Genomic DNA, 22,119 nt, shown 5'->3' on the forward strand with positions numbered 1-22,119 from the left:
TTTTACTTGCCGCCACCTGCGCAGAACACTGCCCAGGCCGCTAATTTTTGTCGCCGATCGGCAATTACTTGCTAAACATCAAAGCCGTCATCATGAAATCGAGCCACCACACCATCAGCGATGAAATCACCACCGTGCGCGTGGTGGCGCCGGACACGTCTTCCGGCGTCGGCTGCGCCTGGTAACCCTGGAACAGGGCGATGAACGTCACCGCAATGCCGAAGACCAGGCTCTTGATGGTGCCATTGCCCACTTCCTTCCAGACATCCACGCCGCTTTGCATCTGCGACCAGAACGACCCTTCATCGACGCCGATGAGGATCACGCCCACCAGATAGCTACCGATGATGCCGACGGCCGTAAAGATGGCACCCAGGATCGGCATGGCGATCACGCCGGCCCAGAAACGGGGGGCCAGCACGCGCTGGATGGGGTTCACGGCCATCATTTCCATGGCGGACAATTGCTCGCCCGCCTTCATCAGGCCGATTTCCGCCGTCAGCGACGTGCCGGCGCGGCCCGCGAACAGCAGCGCCGTGACGACGGGACCCAGCTCGCGCGTCAGCGACAACGCCACCAGCAAGCCCAGCGACTGCTCGGCGCCATACGTCGTCAGGGTGTAATAGCCCTGCAGGCCCAGCACCATGCCGACGAACAGGCCGGACACGGCGGTAATCACCAGCGAGCGGTTACCAATAAAAAACAGTTGCTCGATCACCAGGCGCGGACGGCGCCACAGGCCGCCCGAGGAGGCGATGATGAGAAAGAACGAGCGCACGGCAAAGCCGAGATCTTGTACCGAATTGCGCAACCATGCTCCGATAGCCGCCAGGAAACGCGCGATCATCGGCCCGCTCCCGCATGCAGACCCAGGTCGTCGGCCAGCGACTTGCCCGGATAGTGGAACGGCACGGGACCGTCGGCCTCGGCATTGACGAACTGCTTCACGTACGGATGCGTCGACACGGCCATCTCGGCCGGCGTGCCGTGCGCCACGATCTTGCCCGATGACAGAAAATAGACATAATCAGCGATGGCGAAACACTCCTTCACGTCGTGCGATACCAGGATAGACGTGGAGCCCAGCGCATCGTTCAAATTGCGGATCAAATTGGCCGTCACGCCCATGGAAATCGGGTCCAGGCCGGCGAACGGCTCGTCATACATGATCAATTCGGGGTCGAGGGCGATGGCGCGCGCCAGCGCGACGCGGCGGCCCATGCCGCCGGAAATCTCGGCCGGCTTCAATTGCGCCGCGTTGCGTAAACCCACGGCGTGCAGCTTCATCAGCACCAGGGTGCGGATCAGCTCTTCATTCAAGTCCGTGTGTTCGCGCAGGGGAAAGGCCACGTTCTCGAACGCCGTCAAGTCCGTAAACAGGGCGCCGTGCTGGAACAGCATGCCCATCTTGCGACGCAACTGATATAACTGGTCGGTCTTGAGCGTATGCACGATCTGGCCATCGATATTCACGGAACCCGAACTGGGGCGCAATTGTCCGCCGATCAGGCGCAGTACGGTCGTCTTGCCGCTCCCGGAACCACCCATGACGGCCACAACTTTTCCACGTGGGAAATCCATTTGAAGGCCCGATAAAATCGAACGTTCTCCATAGGCAAAGTGTAAATCACGGATTTCAACAAGATTTGGCACGACGAGGCTCGCTATTTTAATGGCGTATTGTAGTGCAGAAACGCCAATCTCTGCTGAGACACCCCCTTGGACCGCCCGCTACTGGGGGAGAATACAACACTAATGAATCAAAAGTCAGATATTTTATTGTAAAAAACGCGAGGCTGCACGCCAGCGGTCCCCGCCAGGGGCGGCGTGAACAAAATAACAAGGGGCCACGACGCATCGCGCGCCGTGGCCCCTTGCTTGCCACACTGAAAAGTTTAACGTGGCAACAAGGAGTTACCCATCAGGAAGGCATCGACGGCGCGCGCACACTGGCGCCCTTCGCGGATGGCCCACACGACCAGCGACTGGCCGCGGCGCATGTCGCCGGCGGCAAACACTTTCGGCACCGACGTCTGGTAGCAACCCTCACCATCCGTCGTGGCCTTGACGTTGCCGCGCGCATCCGTATCGACGCCGAATGCTTCCAGCACCTGTTGCACAGGGGAAACAAAACCCATGGCCAGGAAGACCAGGTCGGCCTTCATCTCGAATTCCGAGTTCGGCACTTCGCTCATCTTGCCATCTTTCCATTCCACGCGGCAGGCGATCAGCTTTTCCACCTTGCCGCCCTTGCCTTCGAAACGCTTGGTGGCCACGGCCCAGTCGCGCTCGCAGCCTTCCTCGTGCGAGGACGAGGTGCGCAGCTTGGTCGGCCAGTACGGCCAGACGAGCGGCTTGTTTTCCTGTTCCGGCGGCTGCGGCATCAGTTCGAACTGGGCCACCGAGGCGGCGCCGTGGCGGTTCGACGTGCCCACGCAGTCGGAACCCGTGTCGCCGCCGCCGATCACCACCACGTGCTTGCCCGTGGCCTTGATCTGGTCCTTGAGCTTGTCGCCCGCGTTGACCTTGTTTTGCAGGGGCAGGAAATCCATGGCGAAGTGCACGCCTTTCAAGTCGCGGCCCGGCACGGGCAAGTCGCGCGGCTGCTCGGCGCCGCCGGCCATGATGACGGCGTCGAATTCTTTTTCCAGGTCTTCCGGGAAAATGGTTTCCTTGGCCCAGTTATTCACGTTGGCAGGGAAATCCTTGCCGACCAGCACGCTGGTGCGGAAGACCACGCCTTCGGCTTCCATCTGTTTCACGCGCAGGTCGATGTGCGATTTTTCCATCTTGAAGTCGGGGATGCCGTAACGCAACAAGCCACCGACCCGGTCGCTCTTCTCGAACACGGTGACGGCATGGCCGGCGCGCGCCAGCTGCTGCGCCGCCGCCAGGCCGGCGGGACCGGAGCCGACGATGGCCACTTTCTTGCCGGTGCTAAATCCCGCCGGCTGCGGCGTGACCCAGCCGTGCTCCCAGCCCATGTCGATGATCTTATGCTCGATGGACTTGATGCCGACCGGATCTTCATGGATGCCCAGGGTGCAAGCCGATTCGCACGGCGCCGGGCAGATGCGGCCCGTAAATTCCGGGAAGTTGTTCGTCGAATGCAGGATGTCAAGCGCTTCGCGGTAGGCGCCGCGGTACACGAGGTCATTCCAGTCGGGAATGATGTTATTCACCGGGCAACCCGTGGTGCAGAAGGGGATGCCGCAGTCCATGCAGCGCGCGCCCTGCACGGTCGCTTGCGCGTCCGACAGGTGCAGCACGAATTCCTTGTAGTTCTTCAGACGCGCGGCAGGCTCCAGATAGTGTTCGTCCTGGCGCTTGAATTCCATGAAGCCGGTAATTTTACCCACGATGTTTCCTTTGTATTTGGCTGGCGGGGAGCGGCCTGGCCGCTCCCGTATCATTGTTCTAGCTGGCTCAGGCGGCGACGGCTTGCACTTCCATGGCGGCATCGGCTGCCATTTCGATCAGCGCGCGCTTGTATTCGTTCGGGAAGACCTTCACGAACTTGCCGCGCGCCGCGGCCCAGTCGTCGAGCAGGACGCGGGCGCGGGTGCTGCCCGTGTGCTTGAAGTGACGCTCGATCAGGCGCTTGAGGATCACTTCGTCCGCTTCCGGCACGCCGTCGCGGTGCTGCGTATGCCAGGCGTCGCGGTCGACGTGCTGTTCCGCTGCGGACACGACCTTGTCCAGGCTGACCATGGCCGTGTTGCAGCGGCTGGCAAAGTCGCCCGCCGGGTCATACACGTAGGCGATGCCGCCCGACATGCCGGCCGCGAAGTTGCGTCCCGTGTTGCCCAGGACCACGACCGTGCCGCCCGTCATGTATTCGCAGCCATGGTCGCCCAGGCCCTCGACCACCGTGGTGGCGCCCGAGTTGCGCACGGCGAAGCGTTCGCCCGCCACGCCGTTGAAGAAGGCTTCGCCGGCGATGGCGCCGTACAGCACCGTGTTGCCGATGATGATGTTGTCCACTGCCCAGCCACGGAATTCCGTATTCGGCCGCACGATGATGCGCCCGCCGGACAGACCTTTACCCACGTAATCGTTGCCCTCGCCCACCAGGTCGATGGTGATACCGTGCGCCAGGAAGGCGCAGGCCGACTGGCCCGCCGTGCCTTGCAGCTGGATGTGGATGGTGTCGTCCGGCAAGCCGGCATGGCCGTATTTCTTCGCCACTTCGCCGGACAGCATGGTGCCCACCGTGCGGTTGACGTTGCGCACGGGCGAGATGAAGGAGACACGCTCGCCCTTTTCCAGCGCCGCGCGCGCCTGCGCGATCAGCTTGTGGTCCAGCGCCTTTTCCAGCGCATGGTCCTGGTTCTCCACGTGGCGGCAGGCTTGCTCGCCCGTCGTTTCCGGCTTGTGGAAGATGGCCGAAAAATCCAGGCCCTGCGCCTTCCAGTGCGTGATCGCCTTGGACTTGTCGAGCAGGTCGACCCGGCCGATCAGTTCATCGTAGGTGCGGATGCCCAGCTGCGCCATCAGTTGACGGGCTTCCTCGGCGACGAAGAAGAAGTAATTGACGACGTACTCGGGCTTGCCGGAGAACTTGGCGCGCAGCACCGGGTCTTGCGTGGCCACGCCCACCGGGCACGTATTCAAGTGGCATTTGCGCATCATGATGCAGCCTTCGACCACCAGCGGCGCCGTGGCGAAACCGATCTCGTCGGCGCCCAGCAGGGCGGCGATGACGACGTCGCGACCCGTCTTCATCTGGCCATCGGCCTGCACGCGGATGCGGCTGCGCAAGCCATTGAGTACCAGCGTTTGTTGCGTTTCAGCCAGACCCAGCTCCCACGGCGTGCCCGCATGTTTCACGGACGACAAAGGCGAGGCGCCCGTGCCGCCGTCGTGGCCGGCGACGACCACGTGGTCGGCCTTGGCCTTGGTGACGCCGGCGGCGACCGTGCCGATGCCCACTTCCGACACCAGTTTCACGGAAATCGAGGCGCGCGGATTGGCATTCTTCAAGTCATGGATCAGCTGCGCCAGGTCCTCGATGGAATAGATGTCGTGGTGCGGCGGCGGCGAAATCAGGCCCACGCCCGGCACGGAAAAGCGCAGGCTGGCGATGTATTCGGACACCTTATGGCCCGGCAGCTGGCCGCCTTCGCCCGGTTTTGCACCCTGCGCCATCTTGATCTGGATCTGGTCGGCCGAATTCAGGTAGGCGGCCGTGACGCCGAAACGTCCCGACGCCACCTGCTTGATGCGCGAGCGCATGGAATCGCCTTCCTGCAGGGGAATGTCGACGACGATCTGCTTGCTGCCCACGACGGACGCCATGGTGTCGCCCTGGCGGATGGGGATGCCCTTCAATTCCTGCGTGTAGCGGTTCGGATCTTCGCCGCCCTCGCCCGTGTTCGACTTGCCGCCGATGCGGTTCATGGCCACAGCCAGGGTCGCGTGCGCTTCCGTGCTGATGGAACCGAGCGACATGGCGCCCGTGGCGAAGCGCTTGACGATTTCCTTGGCCGGTTCCACTTCGTCGAGCGGGATGGCCTTGGTCGGGTCCAGCTTGAACTCGAACAGGCCGCGCAAGGTCAGGTGGCGACGGCTCTGGTCATTGATGATCTGCGCATACTCCTTGTAGCTGGAGAAATTGTTGCTGCGCGTGGAGTGCTGCAGTTTCGCGATCGCATCCGGCGTCCACATATGGTCTTCGCCGCGCACGCGGAAGGCGTATTCGCCGCCCGCATCGAGCTTGTCCGCCAGCACGGGATCGTTGCCGAAGGCCAGCGCGTGCAGGCGCATCGCTTCTTCCGCCACTTCAAACACGCCGATGCCTTCCACGTTCGAGGCCGTGCCCTTGAAGTATTTGTCCACCAGCGACTTGTTCAAGCCGATGGCTTCGAAAATTTGCGCGCCGCAGTAGGACATATACGTGGAAATGCCCATCTTCGACATGACCTTCATCAAGCCCTTGCCCACCGCCTTGGTGTAATTGTAGATGGCTTTGTCCGCCGACAAGTCACCAGGCAAGCCGTGCGCCAGCTCGACCAGGGTTTCCATGGCCAGGTAGGGGTGGACGGCTTCCGCGCCATAGCCTGCCAGCAGGGCGAAGTGGTGGGTTTCACGGGCCGAGCCCGTTTCCACGACGAGGCCCGTGGAGGCCCGTAAACCCTTGCTCACCAGGTGCTGGTGCACGGTGGACGTGGCCAGCAGGGCGGGAATCGCCACCTGGTCGGCGCAAATGGCGCGGTCCGAGACGATCAGGATGTTGTGGCCGGATTTCACGGCGTCGACGGCTTCCGCGCACAGCGAGGCCAGGCAGGCCTCCACGCCTTCCTTGCCCCAGGCCAGCGGGTAGCAGATATCCAGTTCATACGACTTGAACTTGCCGCCCGTGTGGGCGCTGATGTTGCGCAAGCGCGCCATGTCGTCAAAGCCCAGCACGGGCTGCGCCACTTCCAGGCGCATCGGCGGGTTGACGTTGTTGGTATCGAGCAAGTTCGGTTTCGGGCCGATGAAGGACACGAGCGACATCACCATCGCTTCGCGGATCGGGTCGATCGGCGGATTCGTCACTTGCGCGAACAGTTGCTTGAAGTAGTTATACAGCGGCTTCAATTTGTTCGACATGACGGCCAGCGGCGAGTCATTGCCCATCGAGCCCGTCGCCTCTTCGCCCGCCACGGCCATCGGCGCCATGAGGAATTTCAAGTCTTCCTGCGTGTAGCCGAAGGCCTGCTGGCGGTCCAGCAACGATGGCTGGGCTTTTTCGCCCTGGGCGCGGTCCTGCTTGACTTGCCCTTCCAGCATCTTGATCTCGTCGAGCTTGATGCGCACCGAGTTGATCCACGCTTTATACGGCTTGGCGTTGGCGTAGGTGTTTTTCAGTTCCTGGTCATCGATGATGCGGCCCGCTTCCAGGTCGATCAGGAACATCTTGCCAGGCTGCAAGCGCCATTTCTGGATGATCTTCGATTCCGGGATCGGCAGCACGCCCGATTCCGACGCCATCACCACCAGGTCGTCGTCCGTGACGATGTAGCGGGCCGGGCGCAAGCCGTTGCGGTCCAGGGTGCCGCCGATGTGGCGGCCATCCGTGAACGCCATGGCGGCGGGGCCGTCCCACGGTTCCATCATGGCCGCGTGGTATTCATAGAAGGCGCGGCGGTTGTCATCCATCGTCGTGTGGTTTTCCCACGCTTCCGGAATCATCATCATCATCGCCTGGGCGATGGGGTAGCCCGCCATCAGCAGCAGTTCCAGCGCATTGTCGAAGCAAGCCGTGTCGGACTGCCCTTCATAGATCAGGGGGAACAGCTTTTGCAGGTCCTCGCCCAGCACGGCCGACTTCATGACGCCTTCGCGCGCGCGCATCCAGTTGAAGTTGCCTTTCACCGTGTTGATCTCGCCATTGTGGGCGATCAGGCGGTAGGGGTGGGCCAGCGGCCATTCCGGGAAGGTATTCGTCGAGAAACGCTGGTGCACGAGGGCCAGGGCCGAGATGCAGCGCGCATCCTGCAAGTCCTTGTAGTACACGCCCACCTGGTCGGCCAGCAGCAAGCCTTTATAGACGATGGTACGGGCCGACATCGACGGCACGAAGAATTCCTTGCCGTGCAGCAGTTTCAAGGCCTGGATGGCGTGGCCCGACGATTTGCGGATCACATACAGTTTGCGCTCGAGCGCATCGGTGACCATGATGTCCGGGCCGCGGCCGATGAAGATCTGGCGAATGACGGGTTCCTTGGCGCGCACGGTGGGCGACATCGGCATGTCGGTATCGATGGGCACGTTGCGCCAGCCCAGAATGACTTGTCCCTCGATGCGCACGGCCCGTTCGATTTCCTGTTCGCACGCGATGCGCGACGCGTGTTCCTTCGGCAGGAAAACCATGCCCACGCCGTATTCGCCAGGCGGCGGCAATTCCACGCCCTGCTTGGCCATCTCTTCGCGGTAGTACTGGTCGGGAATCTGGATCAGGATGCCGGCGCCATCGCCCATCAGCGCATCGGCGCCCACGGCACCCCGGTGATCGAGGTTTTTCAGAATCAGCAAGCCCTGTTCAACGATCGAATGGGTCTTGTTGCCCTTGATATGGGCGACGAAACCGACGCCGCAGGCATCGTGTTCATTGGCTGGGTCGTACAGGCCTTGCGCTTTCATGGGCTTCTCCGCTGCGTATGGATATCGAAAAACTAGAGTAGTGCAACGCAACAAAAAACTCAACCAGAATAATTAGGGTCGGAGTCGAATTAAATTCGATTCCGTCGCTCTAAAAATTTAATAGGGACATAGTCAAACGGATTTCAATAAAAGTGCGGAAAGGAAGCATTTTTTGTTTTAAATGCGAATGGGTTTCAGTTGGCGTCCGCTTCGGCCACGGTTTTGCGGGGGCGTCCCCGCTTGGCGGGCAGCACTTGCCGTTTCATTTTCAGTTCCAGCGCCTGCTTGAAGGCGTCGGCACCCAGGGGCCAGCCCTTCAGCACGGCCTGCTCCACGACCTTGACCTGGCTGCTGCCCAGGCCCTGCTCGAACAGGCGCAGATAGGCCGCTTCGCGGTCGAATGGCGTGTTGCCCAGCGCCCAGTACAGCGCATGGTCGGTGATCAGGGGATCGGGGCGCACGCCTGCATGGTGGGCATAGCTGGACCACGCGTGGTCCAGCGCCTGGCCCGCCAGGTCCGACTGCACGGGCACGGACTCCAGGTAGCGGCAGCAAGTGAGGAAGAAATTATCGGGATCGATGACGGAAGTTTTGTAGCGTCCCTGCCACAAGGCGCCTTCGCGGCCGTATTTTTGGTTGAAATACGGCACGTAATAGCGTCCCAGCCACTGCATCAGCTGTCCCAGGCCCGTCGCATCGCTGGGCGTGGCCAATAAATGTAGCTGATCAGGCAATAAAACATAGGCATGGATGGCCACCTTGAACATTTTCGCGCCCGTTTTCAGCCAGGACAGAAATTGCGCGTAGTCAGCCGCGTCCTGGAACACGGCCTGGCGGTTGCTGCCGCGCTGGATCACGTAATGGGGCAGTGCTGGAATGATGAGGCGGGGCAAACGGGCCATGGCAAAATCGAAAAATGAAGGCTAAGGCCTTGATTTTACACACTTGCGAGCGCAGGACGCGACTCTGACCCTGTTTTATTTGAAATCTTGAAAAAAGCGATTGACTCTGTCCCTTTTATGCAGCCACCCTCCGTGGGTGGCTGGCATCAGGGATCAAGACAAGTTGAAACTGGCCGACAGGCTGTAGCCTTCGCCATACGCGCTGCGCAGCGGCAAGTCCTGGCCCAGGCCCGTCTTGGCTTTCTTGCGCAGGCGGTACACGAGCATGTCGACCCGGCGGCCCGCATCGGGGTCTTCGCCGCCCATGCCGGCCACGATGACGTCGCGCGGCACGGGGCGGGTATTGATGGTCAGCAGGTGCAGGAAGTTGAATTCTTTTTCCGTCAGGGCGATGACGGCGCCCATCAATTCAAGTTGGCGAGCGCTTACTTTCAAGGTCCACTTGCCCGGCTCGGGCACGGGGTCTTGCGGACCGACGCGGCGGTCGAGCGCCTCGATGTGGGCGGCCAGTTCGGGAAACTTGATCGGCTTGGTCAGATAGTGGTCGGCGCCCAGGCGCAGGCCCAGGATGCGGCTGTCGAAGGCCACGCGGCCCGTCAGCACCAGCACGCCGATCTGCGGATACAGCTGGCGCATGCGGGGGATGACATTGAAACCGTCTTCATCGGGCAAGCCCAGGTCCAGCACCACCACGCCCACATTGCCATGGCTGAGCGCAGTCCACATGCCGCCAGCCGAGCTGGTGATATGGACTTCGTGCTCGAGCTCAACGAGGAACTCCGCCATGTCTTCGGCGTAGTCGAGATTGTCTTCGACGATCAGTATTTTCGTCATTGCTACGCCATTCTTCCGTTAATGAGCTGCCGTGGGCAAACCGTGCCAGTGACTTCTGCACCATGATGGACGGCACAATAGGTTTACGTCAAGGAATTATCACGGTTGCCTTCAGCGGAAGCAAGGCTTTTCCTTGTCTAGACAGGAAGCGGCAGCCAAATGCGGAAAAGCGCCCCGCCTTCGGGCAGATTATGCCCGTGCAAACTCCCCCCATGCACCTCGATCACGGCACGCGCCATGTACAGCCCCAGGCCCGCGCCGGGATGCGTCGCATGGATTCCACGGAAACCTTTTCCGAACAGGTGGGGCAGTTCTTCTTCCCGCAGGCCGGGTCCCGCATCGCGCACGCACAGCGCCACGCCGCCCTCGGGTGCCAGGTTGCCCGACAAGGTGATGGCGCTGCCGGGCGGGCTGAACTTGACGGCGTTATCCAGCAGGATCTTCAGGCACAGGGCCATGCCGGGCACGTCGCAGCGCAGTTTGCCCGGCAGATCCTCGTCCAGTTCCAGCCGCACCGTGTGGCTGGCGGGCACGGTGGCCGCCGCCTGTTGCAGCAGGGCCAGCGGCGCGATGCCGTCGGCGGCCCGCTCGCGGCCGATGGCCGCCATGCGTTCGGGCGACAGATAGTCGGCTATCATGCCCAGCAGGCGGTCGACGGCCGTCTGGATTTTCACGTAGCGCTTGCGCGTGGCCTCGTCGACGTTTTGCGACGTCGAGACGAGGCGCTGGATGGCGCCGTCGATGGTGGCCAGCGGCGTGCGGAACTCATGCGACAGCATGGAGGCGAAGCGCTTCTGCTCCTTTTCCCGTTCCGCTTCCTGCGCCTGGACCGCGCTGACGTCGCGCACCGTGCCCGCCACGGTCACGCCCCAACCTGCCGCCGCCGGCACGAGGGTGGAATGGATTTCCAGCGCCAGAGGATGCCCGTCGGCATGCGGCAACTCCACTTCGCGCAGCAGGGTCACGCGGCTGGTATCGCCGTCGCGCCAGCGCTGCAGCCGGGCCGGCACGTCGGACGCCAGGCGCGCCGCATGCGCGCGCAGGGCGGCCGGGTCATAGCCCGTCAGGCGCTGCGCGGCAGGGCTGATGTAGATCAAGTCGAGGGTGGTGGCGTCGAGCAGGAAGGCCGCGTCGCGGCCGTGTTCGGCCAGCAGGCGGAACTGTTGCTCGCCGGCCCGCGCGCGCAGCAGGGCGCGGCGCAGCTGGACGAAGCGCAGCGCCATGAGGATGGCGCCGGCCAGCAGCAATACGAGGAACGGCAGGAAGGGCAGCATGCGGTATACCTGGCGAGAAAGAATCGCCAAGTATAAGCGTGCCGCGCCCTTAATCTTCCAGCGGGGCGAAAATCTGCTGCAAGTCTTCCTGCGTGAGGGCCATCTTTTGCGATTCGCCTTCGGCCAGGATCGATTGCGCCAGTTCCGATTTCTTTTGCTGCAGCAGCTGGATTTTTTCTTCCAGGGTGCCCTTCGCAATCAATTTGTAGACGAACACGGGCTTGTCCTGGCCGATGCGCCAGGCGCGGTCCGTGGCCTGGTTTTCCGCCGCCGGATTCCACCACGGATCGTAGTGGATCACCGTGTCGGCCGCCGTCAGGTTCAGGCCCACGCCGCCCGCTTTCAGGCTGATCAGGAAGATGGGCACGGCACCCTGCTGGAAGGCCGCCACCTGGGCGCCCCGGTCCTTCGTCTCGCCCGTCAGCAGGGCGTAGGGGATGTCGCGCGACTCGAGTTCTTCCTCGATCAATTCCAGCATGCTGGTAAATTGCGAGAAGACGAGGATCTTGCGCCCTTCGTCGAGCAAGTCTTCCACCATCTGCATCAAGTCGAGCAGCTTGGCCGAACCGGCCGACTGCTTCTTGGCCGGCAGGGATTTCACGAGGCGCGGGTCGCAGCACACCTGGCGCAGTTTCAGCAGCGCTTCGAGGATGACGATCTGGCTGCGTGCCACGCCCTTCTTGTCGATTTCTTCGCGTACCTTTTGATCCATCGCAAGACGCACGGTTTCATACAGGTCGCGCTGCGGGCCCGTCAATTCCACCTTGCGCACCATTTCCGTCTTCGGCGGCAATTCCTTGGCCACATTGTCCTTCGTGCGGCGCAGCAGGAAAGGCTTGATGCGGCGGTTCAGCAGCATGCGGCGCAGCGGGTCGTCCTGGCGCTCGATCGGATGGCGGAACTGGGTATTGAACGTCTTCTCGTCGCCCAGCAAGCCCGGCAGCAGGAAGTGGAATTGCGACCACAGCTCGCCCAGGTGGTTTTCCAGCGGCGTGCCGGACAGGCACAGGCGGTGGCGCGCGCGCAGCAGGCCCGCGCTTTGCGCCGCCTTGCTGCGCGTATTCTTGATGTAATGCGATTCGTCGAGGATGACGAGGTGGAAATCGTGCTCGCGCAAGGTTTCCTCGTCGCGCGGCAACAGCGCGTACGTCGTCAGCACCAGGTCGCACTGGTCGATCTGGTCGAACTGCTGGGCGCGGTCCTTGCCTTGCAACAGCAATACCTTCAGGCCGGGCGCGAACTTGGCCGCCTCGTCCTGCCAGTTGCCCATCAAACTCGTCGGCGCGATGACGAGGGCCGGATGCGTGAGGCGGCCCGCTTCCTTTTCCACCAGGATATGCGCCAAGGTTTGCACGGTCTTGCCCAGGCCCATGTCATCGGCCAGGATGCCCGCCAGGTCGTGGTCGCGCAGGAACTGCATCCACGCCAGGCCATCGGCCTGGTAGTCGCGCAAGGTCGCCTGCAGGCCGGCAGGTGCCGCCACTTTTTGCACGGAACCGAACTGGCTCAGCTTGCGGCCCATGGCGCGCAGCTGCTCGCCGCCCGTCCACTGCATGTCCAGGCCGCGCGCCAGCTCTTCCAGGCGCGCCGCATCCAGGGTCGACATGCGCACGGCATGCCTGATCTTGTCGCCGAAATACAGTTCGCCCAGGGTGTTCAAAATCGGGCGCACGCGGCCCCACGGCAACGCCACGCGCGTGCCGTCCGGCAAGGTCGCCAGCATCTGGTCATCGTCCGCATGCGCTTCGATGACTTTCGGGTTGAAATCGTTGGGCGCGTTGCGGATCAGCTGCACCAGCACGGGCAGCAGCGGCACGCGCTCGTGGTTGACGACGATGCCCAGTTCCAGCTCGAACCAGGCGTTGCCGCTGTCCGGGTCCTGGTCGTCGATTTCCGCATACCAGTCGCCCACGTCGCTCACATCGTAGCGGTACTTGGCCGTCTTTTCCACGATCCAGCCCTGCTCCAGCAAGGCATCAATGCCGGACTCGGCAAAGCGCAGCCATTCCGCCTGGGATGGCAGCAGCAAGGCGCCCTTCAAGCCGCTCAAGGGGGCAGAACCGGGCTTCTTGAATTGCAGCTCGGCCAGGGTGGCCAGGGCGCGCGCCTCGTCGACCGTATTTCTCTGGATAATTTCCGTCACCTCGCCCACTTGCCGCACCACGCGCTGCGATGGGTCGAACGAGACGCGCTCGCCATCGTAATCGTAGGACAGCACGGCGAAATCGTGCCAGCGCTGCAGGCTGCCATCGGCCAGCATGGCGCTGTCGAGCAGCAACACCGGTTGCGCCGGCACATCCTTGCGCAAACGCTGCGGCAACGGTTGCGGCAGCGGCATCAAATGCTGCAAGCCCTGCGCCAGCAGCAGCTGCGACACGCGCACCTTGTCGTTCGCGTTCAGGGGCGGCGCCTGTGCCACCAGCGCCTGCAGGTCGGCCAGGGAAATGTCCGAGCCGCCCTGGTTCAGTTCCAGCACGCCGCACGACAGGTTGTCGATGTACCACGGCGGATCCGTGGGCAGCATGTAGTCGATCTGGTCGGCGCCATGGTGCTTCGCGCCTTCCGGCGGGTCCACTTGCCAGCCCAGGCGCATGGTCTTGCCTTCGTCGCGCCAGAACAGGCGCGCCGGGCGCACGGGACCTTCCTTCAACGGGTACACGAGGCCGTTGCCGACATCGGCCCAGGAATTAGCCCACAACAATTTATCCTGCTCGGCCAGCATTTTCAGCAGGGCCGCGCCCACCTTGCCCTTCGGCTCCGTGGCGCTGCCCGTCTGCGAATTCTGTCCGCTGCGCATGGCCACGAAGAAACGCACGAGGTCTTCGTCGGCCGGCGTCAAAAACGTGGGCGGCGCCGACAGCAGCGAAAAGATTTCGCTGATGGGGGACGCCGCCGCCACGTCGCCATTCGGCCGCAACCGCGCCTTGTACAGGCACAGGGCCACGTGGCGGCCGCCGCTGGTGGGCGCCAGCACGTAGATCAATCGATGCGCGTTGAGTTTGGGATCGGGCTCGGCTATCGTCAGCACGGCCTTCGGATGGGCGGCAGCCTCCACCCGCTGCAGCCAGGTGGCGACGGCATACGGCAAAGGCGCTCCCGGCGCGCTGGCCGGGGCAACTGGGGTTTCACTGGTTTCGTCGCGGGTAAAATCCATGGGGCGCATTTTTGTGTAAAGGTCGTATCCAAATCGGCAACAGGCAATATTATCCGCCATACAGGCCTTGCTGGCTTGATTCACACACGCTCTTTAAGCAGTTTTAATGCGCGATGCCTAAAAAATAAGTATTTAATACGACACTTGCGCCATGCCGGCGGCAAAAATGGCCCGGAATCGGCCAGTTTTGCCGCTTGCGGGACGCCTTGTCAGGCTGGCACGCTTTCCTCTTCCGTCACGGCGGGGGCGCTCACGGCCGGCGCGGCAGCGTCATGGGCGGGCGTAAAGTTGCGTAAAAACAAGAAAAACTGGCCCATCATCTGCGTCCACAATTGCAGATTGATATTCAGGTGCGTTTCGCTGATGCCACCGGCAACCAGCACGTCCATTTCCAGCACGACGAAATCGCCATGCTGGGCCACGCGGGCAAAGCGCTTGCTGCGGTGCCATTCGGCCAGCAAGCCGGCCGGCAACTCGCCGCCCTGCACGCGCAGCGGGCAGCTCAGGGTCAGGTCCGCATACTGGCCAGGCGCCGCTTCGTTACCCCACAGCACCTGAAAGCCGATGCCGTGGCTGGCACTGTGCAGGCGCACGACGCCATCGTGTTCGATGCTGGTGACGGCGCAGCCGGCCGCCTTGATGGCGTCGGCCATTTGCTCGGCGTTCAGGCTGATCAGCAAGTTGTTGGTGTTTTCCATCGTTATTCCATTTCAAATAATAAAATCAGTGGGGCGCCGGCGCGGGAGCGGCCGGCGTTGCTGCTGCTTCGGTTTGACGCGCGTCAAAGCGGCCCTGGTACAGCTGGTCGCCGTACTGCTGGGCGATCTGTTCCAGCCTGACCCGGCTTTGCGCGGCAAACGGCTGGCGCGCCTGCATGACACCGAGCACGTCGAGTCCTTCATACGCTTGCAAAATCTCCTGGCCGGTGGCGTACAGCTGGGCATTCTTGCCTTCGCAACGGGCCAGGGCGCTGCGCTGCGCCGCCACTTCGCCATCGAGGCGCAGGCGTTCCGCTTCCAGCTGCCTGCCGCTGGCCGCCAGGCTGTCGCTGGCCTGGCGATACTGCGCCAGGCGGGCGGCCATCTCTTGCGCGGCGGCCGCACCGCGCTGCTGCTCCTCGGCCAGTTTTTCCCGCTGCGCGCGCTCCTGCGCCAGCTGCGACTGGCTGCGCGCCAGGTCTTTCTTCAAGGCGTCGCTGGCCGATGTGGCCACGGGCGCCGCCTTGGCCGCCGGCGCCCCCTTGGCCTTGAGCACTTCCAGCTCGCCGCGCGTCTGCTGCAATTGCGCCGTGACATTGCGCAACTCGGCGCGCAATCGCTCTTCCATGCTTTGCCCCTTTTGCGCCTGCGCCTGGGCGGTGCCGCCGGCCAGCAGCATCAGCAGCAAAGCCGGCAAGCGCGTTTTGTTGAAAATCAACATCATGGCTCCTTAAAAACGCGCGTTCAATTCGATTTGCAGGGTGTCGATCGACAGTGCCGAGCCGAACACTTCACGGCTCGACGTCCAGCGGCCGCTGAACCAGGTATTCCGGTCGATCGCATAAGCTCCGCCCAGGTAGTAGCCGCGCGCATTCGTGCCGCCCAGGTGGAAGGTGGAATCGTTGTAGGCGTCAGGCAAGGCGTCCGGTTCGATGCGCTTGTAGCCGAGCAGCACGTTCCAATCGCCGCGCGCCACGGTATTCGCCTTGCCCAGGGTTCCCTGCAGCATGTAGGCATTGCCGCCGCTCCTGAAATCGGCTTGCGAAATGCCGCCCGTGCCGCCGAAATTGTTCATGATGCCGCCCTTGGCGCGCGCCCACATGGCATTCTTGTCGTAGGCCATGTTGCGCACATAATCGCCTTCGATGCGCAAGTCCGTGCCGCCCGCCACCTTGCTGTCCCAGCGCGCGTTCAGGTTGGCCAGGCGGAATTTCGACGCCAGACCCACGTATTGCGGCTGCGGCGTGTTCGCCGGATCGAGCGGGTTCAGGGCGATATTGCGCAGCAGCATCAAGCTATTGCCCTTCTGCATGCTCGACGGACGCGACCAGTCCGTGCTGCAGCCATCGGCGCCCGCGTACAGGGCGCACGGCTGCGAGTATTCGCCGCTGATGTTGCGGAAGTTGTAGTAGGCCAAGGCGCCGCGCAATTGATGGTCGCCGTTGACTTTCCACGAGGCGCCCACTTGCGCGCCCAGCAGCCACTTGTTCTCGCTCGACATTTTGGCCTGGCTGCGGCTGGGCGCATTGTCGGACGAATACTCGAGCGGAATCAGGCCCAGGGTGCCGAACACGGTGACGTCCTTGCTGGCGCCCACCGGCTGCTGCACCTTGGCGGCGATGCCGTCGAAATTGAGTTCGCTGGAAAACAGTTCATCTGCGGAAACAAATGGATTGTCGAAGCGGCCCGCCGTCAGCGTCAGCCAGGAAGCGGGCTGATACGACAGCCAGGCCTGGTCCAGCCAGATGTTTTTCTTGCCCAGGCCGCCGCCGAGGGTTTGCGTGGTGGACACGGGGCTGTCGTCGTTGCCGCTGGCCAGGCGGATGCCTGCCTGCGTGCTGTCGGCAATGTCGGCCAGGATGCCCAGGCGGGCGCGGGCGCGCAGCAAGTGCTTGCGGTCCTGGCGCGTGTTCAGCAGCGCCGGCAGGGCCAGGTTGGTATTCGCATTGACGTCGTAGCCGCTGCCGCTGTTGAGCGAGCGCCAGTCGATCTCGATATTGCTGTTGGCCATGTCGTAGTAGCGCGATTCGTAGCGCGCGCGCACGTCGCCTTCCACGCGGATGCGCTTGGTCCAGGCCGGCACTTCGTTCGGCGCCGCCCAGCCGCCTGCCTGCGCTTCGGCCATGACCTGTCCCTTGATCTCGTCGCGGATCTGCTCGCGCACGGTTTGCGAAATATACGGCACGCGCACATCGCCCGGCTGCACCTGCGCCAGGGCCACGGGCGCGGCGGCCGGACGGGCTTGCGCAGCGGCCAGCGCCTCGCTCTGCGCCTGCGCCAGCAAGGCTTCGCCGGCATCCTTGTTGAGGGCACCGCTCTGCATCAGTCCACGGATCAGTTTGACCATGGTGCTCTCGGCCGGTGCGGCGGCCTGGGCTTGCACGGCGCCCGCCGCCACGCTCAGGGCAAAGGCCGCCAGCGCCAGCGGCAGGCGGAGCGTGCGCCGTGGGGAAGAAAATAAGGAATTCATCGGTTCTTTCGGTAAATGAGGAATTAAATTCATGCGCTTACGGCCGGCGGCCCTTGATGGAGACGCGGGCCGGGAAACGCAGCGAGGCCGGCGGCCGCTCGTCGGCGCGGAAGTCGCGCACCATGGCCAGCACCTGCTCGTCCGTCTGCGCATTGCCCGTACCCTGCACCAGCTGCACCTTCGTCGTCCGGCCTTCCGCATCGAGCCACAGGTCGACGCGGATATCGGCAAAGGCCAGTTGGCGCGTGCGCGGATCGCGGGCGAAGGCCAGCTGCAGCGCGTTGGCCACATAGCGGCCGTACGATCCCGCGCCCAGGCCGCCGCCACCGCCGCTACCGCTCATGCCGCCGCCGCGCCCGGCCTGGATGCCGAAGGCGTCGCTGCCGGCCTGCGCGGCGCCGTCGATGGTGACGGGGTCGCCCTTGTCCGGCGACGGGCTTTCCGGCGCGTCATCCATGGGCTTGTCGGCCGGCGTCGGTTCCGGCTCGGACACTTCCGGCACGACCTTGTCCGGCGTCGGTTCCGGCAGTTTTTCCGGTTCCGGCGGCGGCGGTGGCGGCGGGGGCAGCATCAGCATCGGCGGGGCCGCCACTTCGCGCTTGGCGGCGGCCGTGTCGGACAGCAAATACCAGACCAGCGCGGCCAGCACGCCGGCCAGCAGCAGGCCGCCGGCCACGCCGCCCCAACGGCGCCACCACTGCGCGGCGCCCGACAGTTCCGCAGCCGCCATCCTTGTCATATCGTCACGCTTCACCTTGCGCTCCTCATGCCGGCTTGCCGGTCACCAGGCCCACCTGGTTCAGGTCTATGCGGCGCAGCAAGTCCAGCACTTCCACCACCTTCGCGTATTGCACGGCGGCATCGCCACGCACGATCACGGGAAAGTCGGGCGTCAGGGCCTTTTCCGTGCGCAGGCGCTCTTCCAGCTCGGGCAGGGTGACGGGATAGGCGTCGAGGAAGACCTGGCCTGCGTTGTCGATGGTGATGGCCTTGGTCTTCGGTTTTTCCAGCGCCATGGCCGAGCTGGCCTTGGGCAGGTCGACCTTGATGCCGGGAATGCTGGCGTTGCTGGTCAGAATGAAAATCACCAGCACCACCAGCAGCACGTCGACGAAGGGCGTGATGTTGATGCCGCCGCTACGCTTGCGGGGGGTAAACTTGGCGGAGGTGGCCATGGTTATGCGCCCCTCACGCCTGCTGCAGCACGGGACGCATCTGGCGTCCGTCGCCCTGCTCTTCAGCCAGGCGCGTGGCAAATTCATCGACGAAGACGGCCATATCGGCGACGATGGCGTCAGAACGCGACGACAGCCAGTTGTAGCCGAACAGGGCGGGAATCGCCACGCCCAGGCCAGCAGCCGTACACAGCAGCGCGGCGGCCATGCCTGGCGCCACCGAGTTGATGTCCACGGCGCCGGCCATGGCCGCCACGACGAACACCAGCATGATGCCGATCACGGTGCCGAACAGGCCGACATATGGCGCGCCTTCGATGGTGGTGGAGAGCCAGATCATGCGTTTCGACATGCGCTCGCTCTCGCGCACCATCACGCCATCCATGGCGGCGCGGATGGCGCCGATCGTCGCGTTGGAGACGGCGTTCAAGTCGTAGCCGCGGTCGTGGCGGCGGCGCATCTCGTCGATGGCCACGTCATACAGGCGCCACAACGAGGAATCCGTCTTCACGGAAGTGCTCAGCTTGCCGTTGCGCGCCAAGTGGTCGAGCGGCGCGCCGGCCGCTTCGTGGAACGATTGCATGAATTGCGCATTGGCGCGCGCGATGGCGCCATAGCTGCGGCCCTTGCCGATCATGATGATCCACGACAAGACCATCATCAGGCCCAGCACGCCAACGACGATCCATGCGTCGAGCGGCATGGCGGCGATGATGAAGCCGAAATGGCTCTTGCCGGCCTGCTGTTCATCGGCGCCAAACACGGCCAGGCGCGATTCGGAACCTTGCGAGACGGCGTCGGCCAGCAGCAAGGCGTCGGGACGAGCCGTGCGCGACAGGCGCAGCTCGTCGATGGCGCCCGTGAAGTTGGCCAGGCCGGCCGTGGTGTTGACATCGGCGCCCACGGCGGCGACAGTGCTGAACGCCGGCAGCGCGGTGGCCAGCGAGACGGCCGGACGGCCGCCCACGTACAGGGCTACATTGTTCTTATCGGCCTTGACGGCCAGGTGCGACCATTGATTCGCCTGGATAGGCTGGCCGGGCTTGCTGCGCTGGCCGTTGACCTGCACGAAAGGCACGCCCTGGTCCACACCGATCAGCAACTCACTGGCGCCGTCGCGGCGCGCATACAGGATCTGCTGCGCGCCCAGGCTGTCCGGGCGTACCCAGGCGGAAAAGGTGAATGGCGCGCCGGCAGCCAGCGCCAGCGACGGCGAGGCGGGCAGCATCAGCGGAGTCGTGCCCAGGCGGGCGCCGGTGCCGATGACGGAGCCGTCCACCGCCGGCACGGCCGTCTGGGCATGGTTGCCGTAGGCGGTGCTGTCGCGCGAGGGCACGCCCGGTTCGGCGAAGTGGTACACGAGGCTGTAGTCGGGGTCAAACGTGCGCTGGCCGTTGCCGGAAGCGGGCGCCTTCGGGTTGCCGTAGTACATCCACAGCTGCTGCTGCGTGCCTGCCGTCAGGGCCGGCACGTCGACCCAGATCAGGGCGATGCCCAAGAGCGGGTTGAATTGCTCGATCTGGTGATTCAGCACGGTCTTGTCGTCGCCAGCCACGAAGCGCAGGTCGGCGCCGTTGTCGCTGACGCCTTCGAAGTTGAAGTTACCCGAATGCAAGCGCAGCAGGACGGGGATGCGGCCAGGATCGCCGCCCACGGCGCCCGCCTTCGGGCCCGCATCGACGGTGACGGGTTTGCGGTAAGCCCAGTCGGGCTGCCACCAGGCATGCGCCAGGCCGGGAACGAGCGTGCCCAGGATCGTGAGCAGGAATAATAAACGTTGCATGACAGTGATTCTCCGAAGAAAAGTCTAGAAAAGTGCAGTGCTGTTGCGCTGAGCCGTCAGTAGCTGGCCGACAGGTTGAAATTGATGCGGCGCACGTGCTTGTGCGTGCGCGGGCCATCGCGCAGCGGATACGAAAAGTCGATGCGGCCATTCAGGTAGCGCAGGAACTGGAAGCTGCTGCCCACGCCCACGGAGGCCAGGCCGAACAGGTCTTTCTGCTCGATCATCGGGTCGCGCAAGCGCAGGCGCGCGCCATCGGCAAAGGCGTACAAGCGCCAGTTTTCCAGGCGGCTGAAATACGTCAGCTGGGGCGTGCGCCATTCGGCGGTGCCGGAGACGCCGTAGTCGCCCGTCGCTTCGGCCGACAGGTAGCCGCGCACGGAATTGGCGCCGCCGGCGGCCATCTGTTCGCCCGACACGAGCGCCGCATCGGCCAGCTGGCCCGACATGCGCCCATGCAGCTGCGCGCCGCTGCCCAGGGTATAGGTGGCGTTGCCGTCGCCCTTGAGCACGAGGAAGCTGGGCGAGGCCTTGTAGCGCTTGTTGTCGTAGGCGGCGCTGTCGCTGCCGTAACCGAACGAGGCGCGCGTGCCGGCCACCAGGGACAGGCCCAGGCCATACGTCGCCGTGTCCGTCTGCGCAAAGCCGTTATACGACACGCTCAGGGGCACGTACTTGAGCGGAATATTGCTGCCCGTGCCATTGAGCTTGAGCGCTTCCTGGTTATCCTTGAAATCGATGCCGGCGCTAAAGCTGTGCCACCAGATGCCGCTGTTGGGCACCGTGTAGTTGAGCTTCATGCCCAGCGCATGGCCCTTGCCCAGCACGCTGGTGCCGCCCGTGCTGGCCACGTTGCTGTTCGACTGGTAGCCCGTCGCTTCCACGCTCCAGCCCTGCGTGCCAATCGGCGCCACGTACGAGGCGGACCACACCTTGGTCTGGTTCAGGTCGCCCGGCGTGCCGAAAAAGCTGATGGTGGCGCTATGCCCCATCTGCCACAGATTGTCGTGGCCGACCGACATGCTGGTACGCAATTTCTTCGTATCGGCGCTGTAATCGTTGTTCAAGCCCACATTGGCGCGCCACGGGCTGCTGTCGTCCACTTTCAAGTCCACGTCCATGGTGCCGGGCAGGCTGCCCTGCTTGACCAGCGGCATCACCTGGCGCTTGGGACTGCGGTTCAGGGCCGTCAGCTCCACTTGCGCCTGGGTAAAGTCAGGCACCGTGCCTTCCGTCAGGGCCGGCACTTGCTGGCGCACGTCGAGCGGCGAGTTGTACTGCGCGCCGACCACGCGCAAGCGTCCCACCTTGGTTTCGCTCACCTGCAGCACCACCACGCCCTGCTCCACCTGCTGCTCGGGCAGGTCGACGTAGACGGATTGGTAGCCCCGGGCTTGATATGCCGCAACGAGGGCGTCGCGCGCCCCTTCCACGTCCTTCAAAGTGCGGCCCGGTCCCAGGAAGGGCGTGACTGCCGCTTCGATGGCGCGGGCGTCGAGCACGGTATTGCCGCGCACCAGGTATTCCTCGATGTTTACCTGGCGCTCCGGCGCGGCCGGCGCGGCGGCGGCGTCCTGCGCGCGCGCCATGCCGGGCAAGGCCAGCATGGCCAGGCACAGCATCGTCAGGGCCGTCGCGGGCGCCGCCGGCGGCGCGCCCTTGCCCTGTTTTTTCATTTCACGCATCTTCCATTCACCTTCAA

At 63.8% G+C, this 22,119-nt stretch carries 15 protein-coding genes; all 15 read right to left on the bottom strand.

What is annotated here, in order from left to right; genetic code table 11:
* Positions 1–64: 64 nt before the first annotated feature.
* Positions 65–847: a lipid asymmetry maintenance ABC transporter permease subunit MlaE gene (mlaE, locus tag AC07VL_RS24250; protein WP_290605717.1), complete on the bottom strand. Its 783-nt coding sequence runs from the start codon at positions 845–847 to the stop codon at positions 65–67.
* Entirely contained in the window at positions 844–1,653 is an 810-nt protein-coding gene (locus AC07VL_RS24255) for an ABC transporter ATP-binding protein (protein WP_290605719.1), read from the bottom strand. The genes mlaE and AC07VL_RS24255 overlap by 4 nt, the downstream gene beginning before the upstream one ends.
* A 242-nt stretch (positions 1,654–1,895) precedes the next feature.
* On the bottom strand, positions 1,896–3,359 hold the full coding sequence (locus AC07VL_RS24260) for a glutamate synthase subunit beta (RefSeq protein WP_494808103.1): 1,464 nt from the start codon (positions 3,357–3,359) through the stop codon (positions 1,896–1,898).
* 67 nt (positions 3,360–3,426) lie between these two features.
* Positions 3,427–8,127: a glutamate synthase-related protein gene (locus AC07VL_RS24265; protein WP_494808104.1), complete on the bottom strand. Its 4,701-nt coding sequence runs from the start codon at positions 8,125–8,127 to the stop codon at positions 3,427–3,429.
* Positions 8,128–8,321: 194 nt separating this feature from the next.
* The gene (locus AC07VL_RS24270) at positions 8,322–9,029 is read right to left on the bottom strand and encodes a transposase (protein ID WP_494808105.1); all 708 of its coding nucleotides are present in this window, start codon (positions 9,027–9,029) and stop codon (positions 8,322–8,324) included.
* Positions 9,030–9,182: 153 nt separating this feature from the next.
* On the bottom strand, positions 9,183–9,863 hold the full coding sequence (locus AC07VL_RS24275) for a response regulator transcription factor (RefSeq protein ID WP_034753797.1): 681 nt from the start codon (positions 9,861–9,863) through the stop codon (positions 9,183–9,185).
* A gap of 137 nt (positions 9,864–10,000) precedes the next feature.
* Positions 10,001–11,137, bottom strand: a complete 1,137-nt coding sequence (locus AC07VL_RS24280; protein ID WP_494808106.1) for a PAS domain-containing sensor histidine kinase — start codon at positions 11,135–11,137, stop codon at positions 10,001–10,003.
* A 49-nt stretch (positions 11,138–11,186) separates the two neighbouring features.
* Positions 11,187–14,291: a DEAD/DEAH box helicase gene (locus AC07VL_RS24285; protein WP_494808107.1), complete on the bottom strand. Its 3,105-nt coding sequence runs from the start codon at positions 14,289–14,291 to the stop codon at positions 11,187–11,189.
* Positions 14,292–14,500: 209 nt separating this feature from the next.
* Entirely contained in the window at positions 14,501–14,989 is a 489-nt protein-coding gene (locus tag AC07VL_RS24290; RefSeq protein ID WP_494808108.1) for a YbjN domain-containing protein, read from the bottom strand.
* 25 nt (positions 14,990–15,014) lie between these two features.
* A complete protein-coding gene (locus AC07VL_RS24295) occupies positions 15,015–15,713 on the bottom strand; it encodes a hypothetical protein (protein ID WP_494808109.1) in 699 nt (232 codons plus the stop codon).
* 6 nt (positions 15,714–15,719) lie between these two features.
* Entirely contained in the window at positions 15,720–17,459 is a 1,740-nt protein-coding gene (locus AC07VL_RS24300; RefSeq protein ID WP_494808110.1) for a putative porin, read from the bottom strand.
* A gap of 37 nt (positions 17,460–17,496) precedes the next feature.
* A complete protein-coding gene (locus AC07VL_RS24305; protein ID WP_494808111.1) occupies positions 17,497–18,213 on the bottom strand; it encodes an energy transducer TonB family protein in 717 nt (238 codons plus the stop codon).
* Between the two features lie 10 nt (positions 18,214–18,223).
* Positions 18,224–18,634, bottom strand: coding sequence for an ExbD/TolR family protein (locus AC07VL_RS24310; RefSeq protein WP_034753784.1), 411 nt, complete (start codon positions 18,632–18,634; stop codon positions 18,224–18,226).
* Between the two features lie 13 nt (positions 18,635–18,647).
* A complete protein-coding gene (locus AC07VL_RS24315; protein ID WP_494808112.1) occupies positions 18,648–20,417 on the bottom strand; it encodes a DUF2341 domain-containing protein in 1,770 nt (589 codons plus the stop codon).
* A 56-nt stretch (positions 20,418–20,473) separates the two neighbouring features.
* Positions 20,474–22,102, bottom strand: a complete 1,629-nt coding sequence (locus tag AC07VL_RS24320; protein ID WP_494808113.1) for a ShlB/FhaC/HecB family hemolysin secretion/activation protein — start codon at positions 22,100–22,102, stop codon at positions 20,474–20,476.
* Positions 22,103–22,119 lie beyond the last annotated feature (17 nt).

Source organism: Janthinobacterium sp. GW821-FHT03C08 (assembly GCF_059420905.1).

Bases quoted from the DNA above. Each gene is read 5' to 3' on its own strand.
- mlaE (WP_290605717.1), bottom strand. From the start codon at position 847: ATGATCGCGCGTTTCCTGGCGGCTATCGGAGCATGGTTGCGCAATTCG.
- AC07VL_RS24265 (WP_494808104.1), bottom strand. From the start codon at position 8,127: ATGAAAGCGCAAGGCCTGTACGACCCAGCCAATGAACACGATGCCTGC.
- AC07VL_RS24270 (WP_494808105.1), bottom strand. From the start codon at position 9,029: ATGGCCCGTTTGCCCCGCCTCATCATTCCAGCACTGCCCCATTACGTG.
- AC07VL_RS24275 (WP_034753797.1), bottom strand. From the start codon at position 9,863: ATGACGAAAATACTGATCGTCGAAGACAATCTCGACTACGCCGAAGAC.
- AC07VL_RS24280 (WP_494808106.1), bottom strand. From the start codon at position 11,137: ATGCTGCCCTTCCTGCCGTTCCTCGTATTGCTGCTGGCCGGCGCCATC.
- AC07VL_RS24285 (WP_494808107.1), bottom strand. From the start codon at position 14,291: ATGGATTTTACCCGCGACGAAACCAGTGAAACCCCAGTTGCCCCGGCC.
- AC07VL_RS24290 (WP_494808108.1), bottom strand. From the start codon at position 14,989: ATGGAAAACACCAACAACTTGCTGATCAGCCTGAACGCCGAGCAAATG.
- AC07VL_RS24295 (WP_494808109.1), bottom strand. From the start codon at position 15,713: ATGATGTTGATTTTCAACAAAACGCGCTTGCCGGCTTTGCTGCTGATG.
- AC07VL_RS24300 (WP_494808110.1), bottom strand. From the start codon at position 17,459: ATGAATTCCTTATTTTCTTCCCCACGGCGCACGCTCCGCCTGCCGCTG.
- AC07VL_RS24310 (WP_034753784.1), bottom strand. From the start codon at position 18,634: ATGGCCACCTCCGCCAAGTTTACCCCCCGCAAGCGTAGCGGCGGCATC.
- AC07VL_RS24315 (WP_494808112.1), bottom strand. From the start codon at position 20,417: ATGCAACGTTTATTATTCCTGCTCACGATCCTGGGCACGCTCGTTCCC.
- AC07VL_RS24320 (WP_494808113.1), bottom strand. From the start codon at position 22,102: ATGCGTGAAATGAAAAAACAGGGCAAGGGCGCGCCGCCGGCGGCGCCC.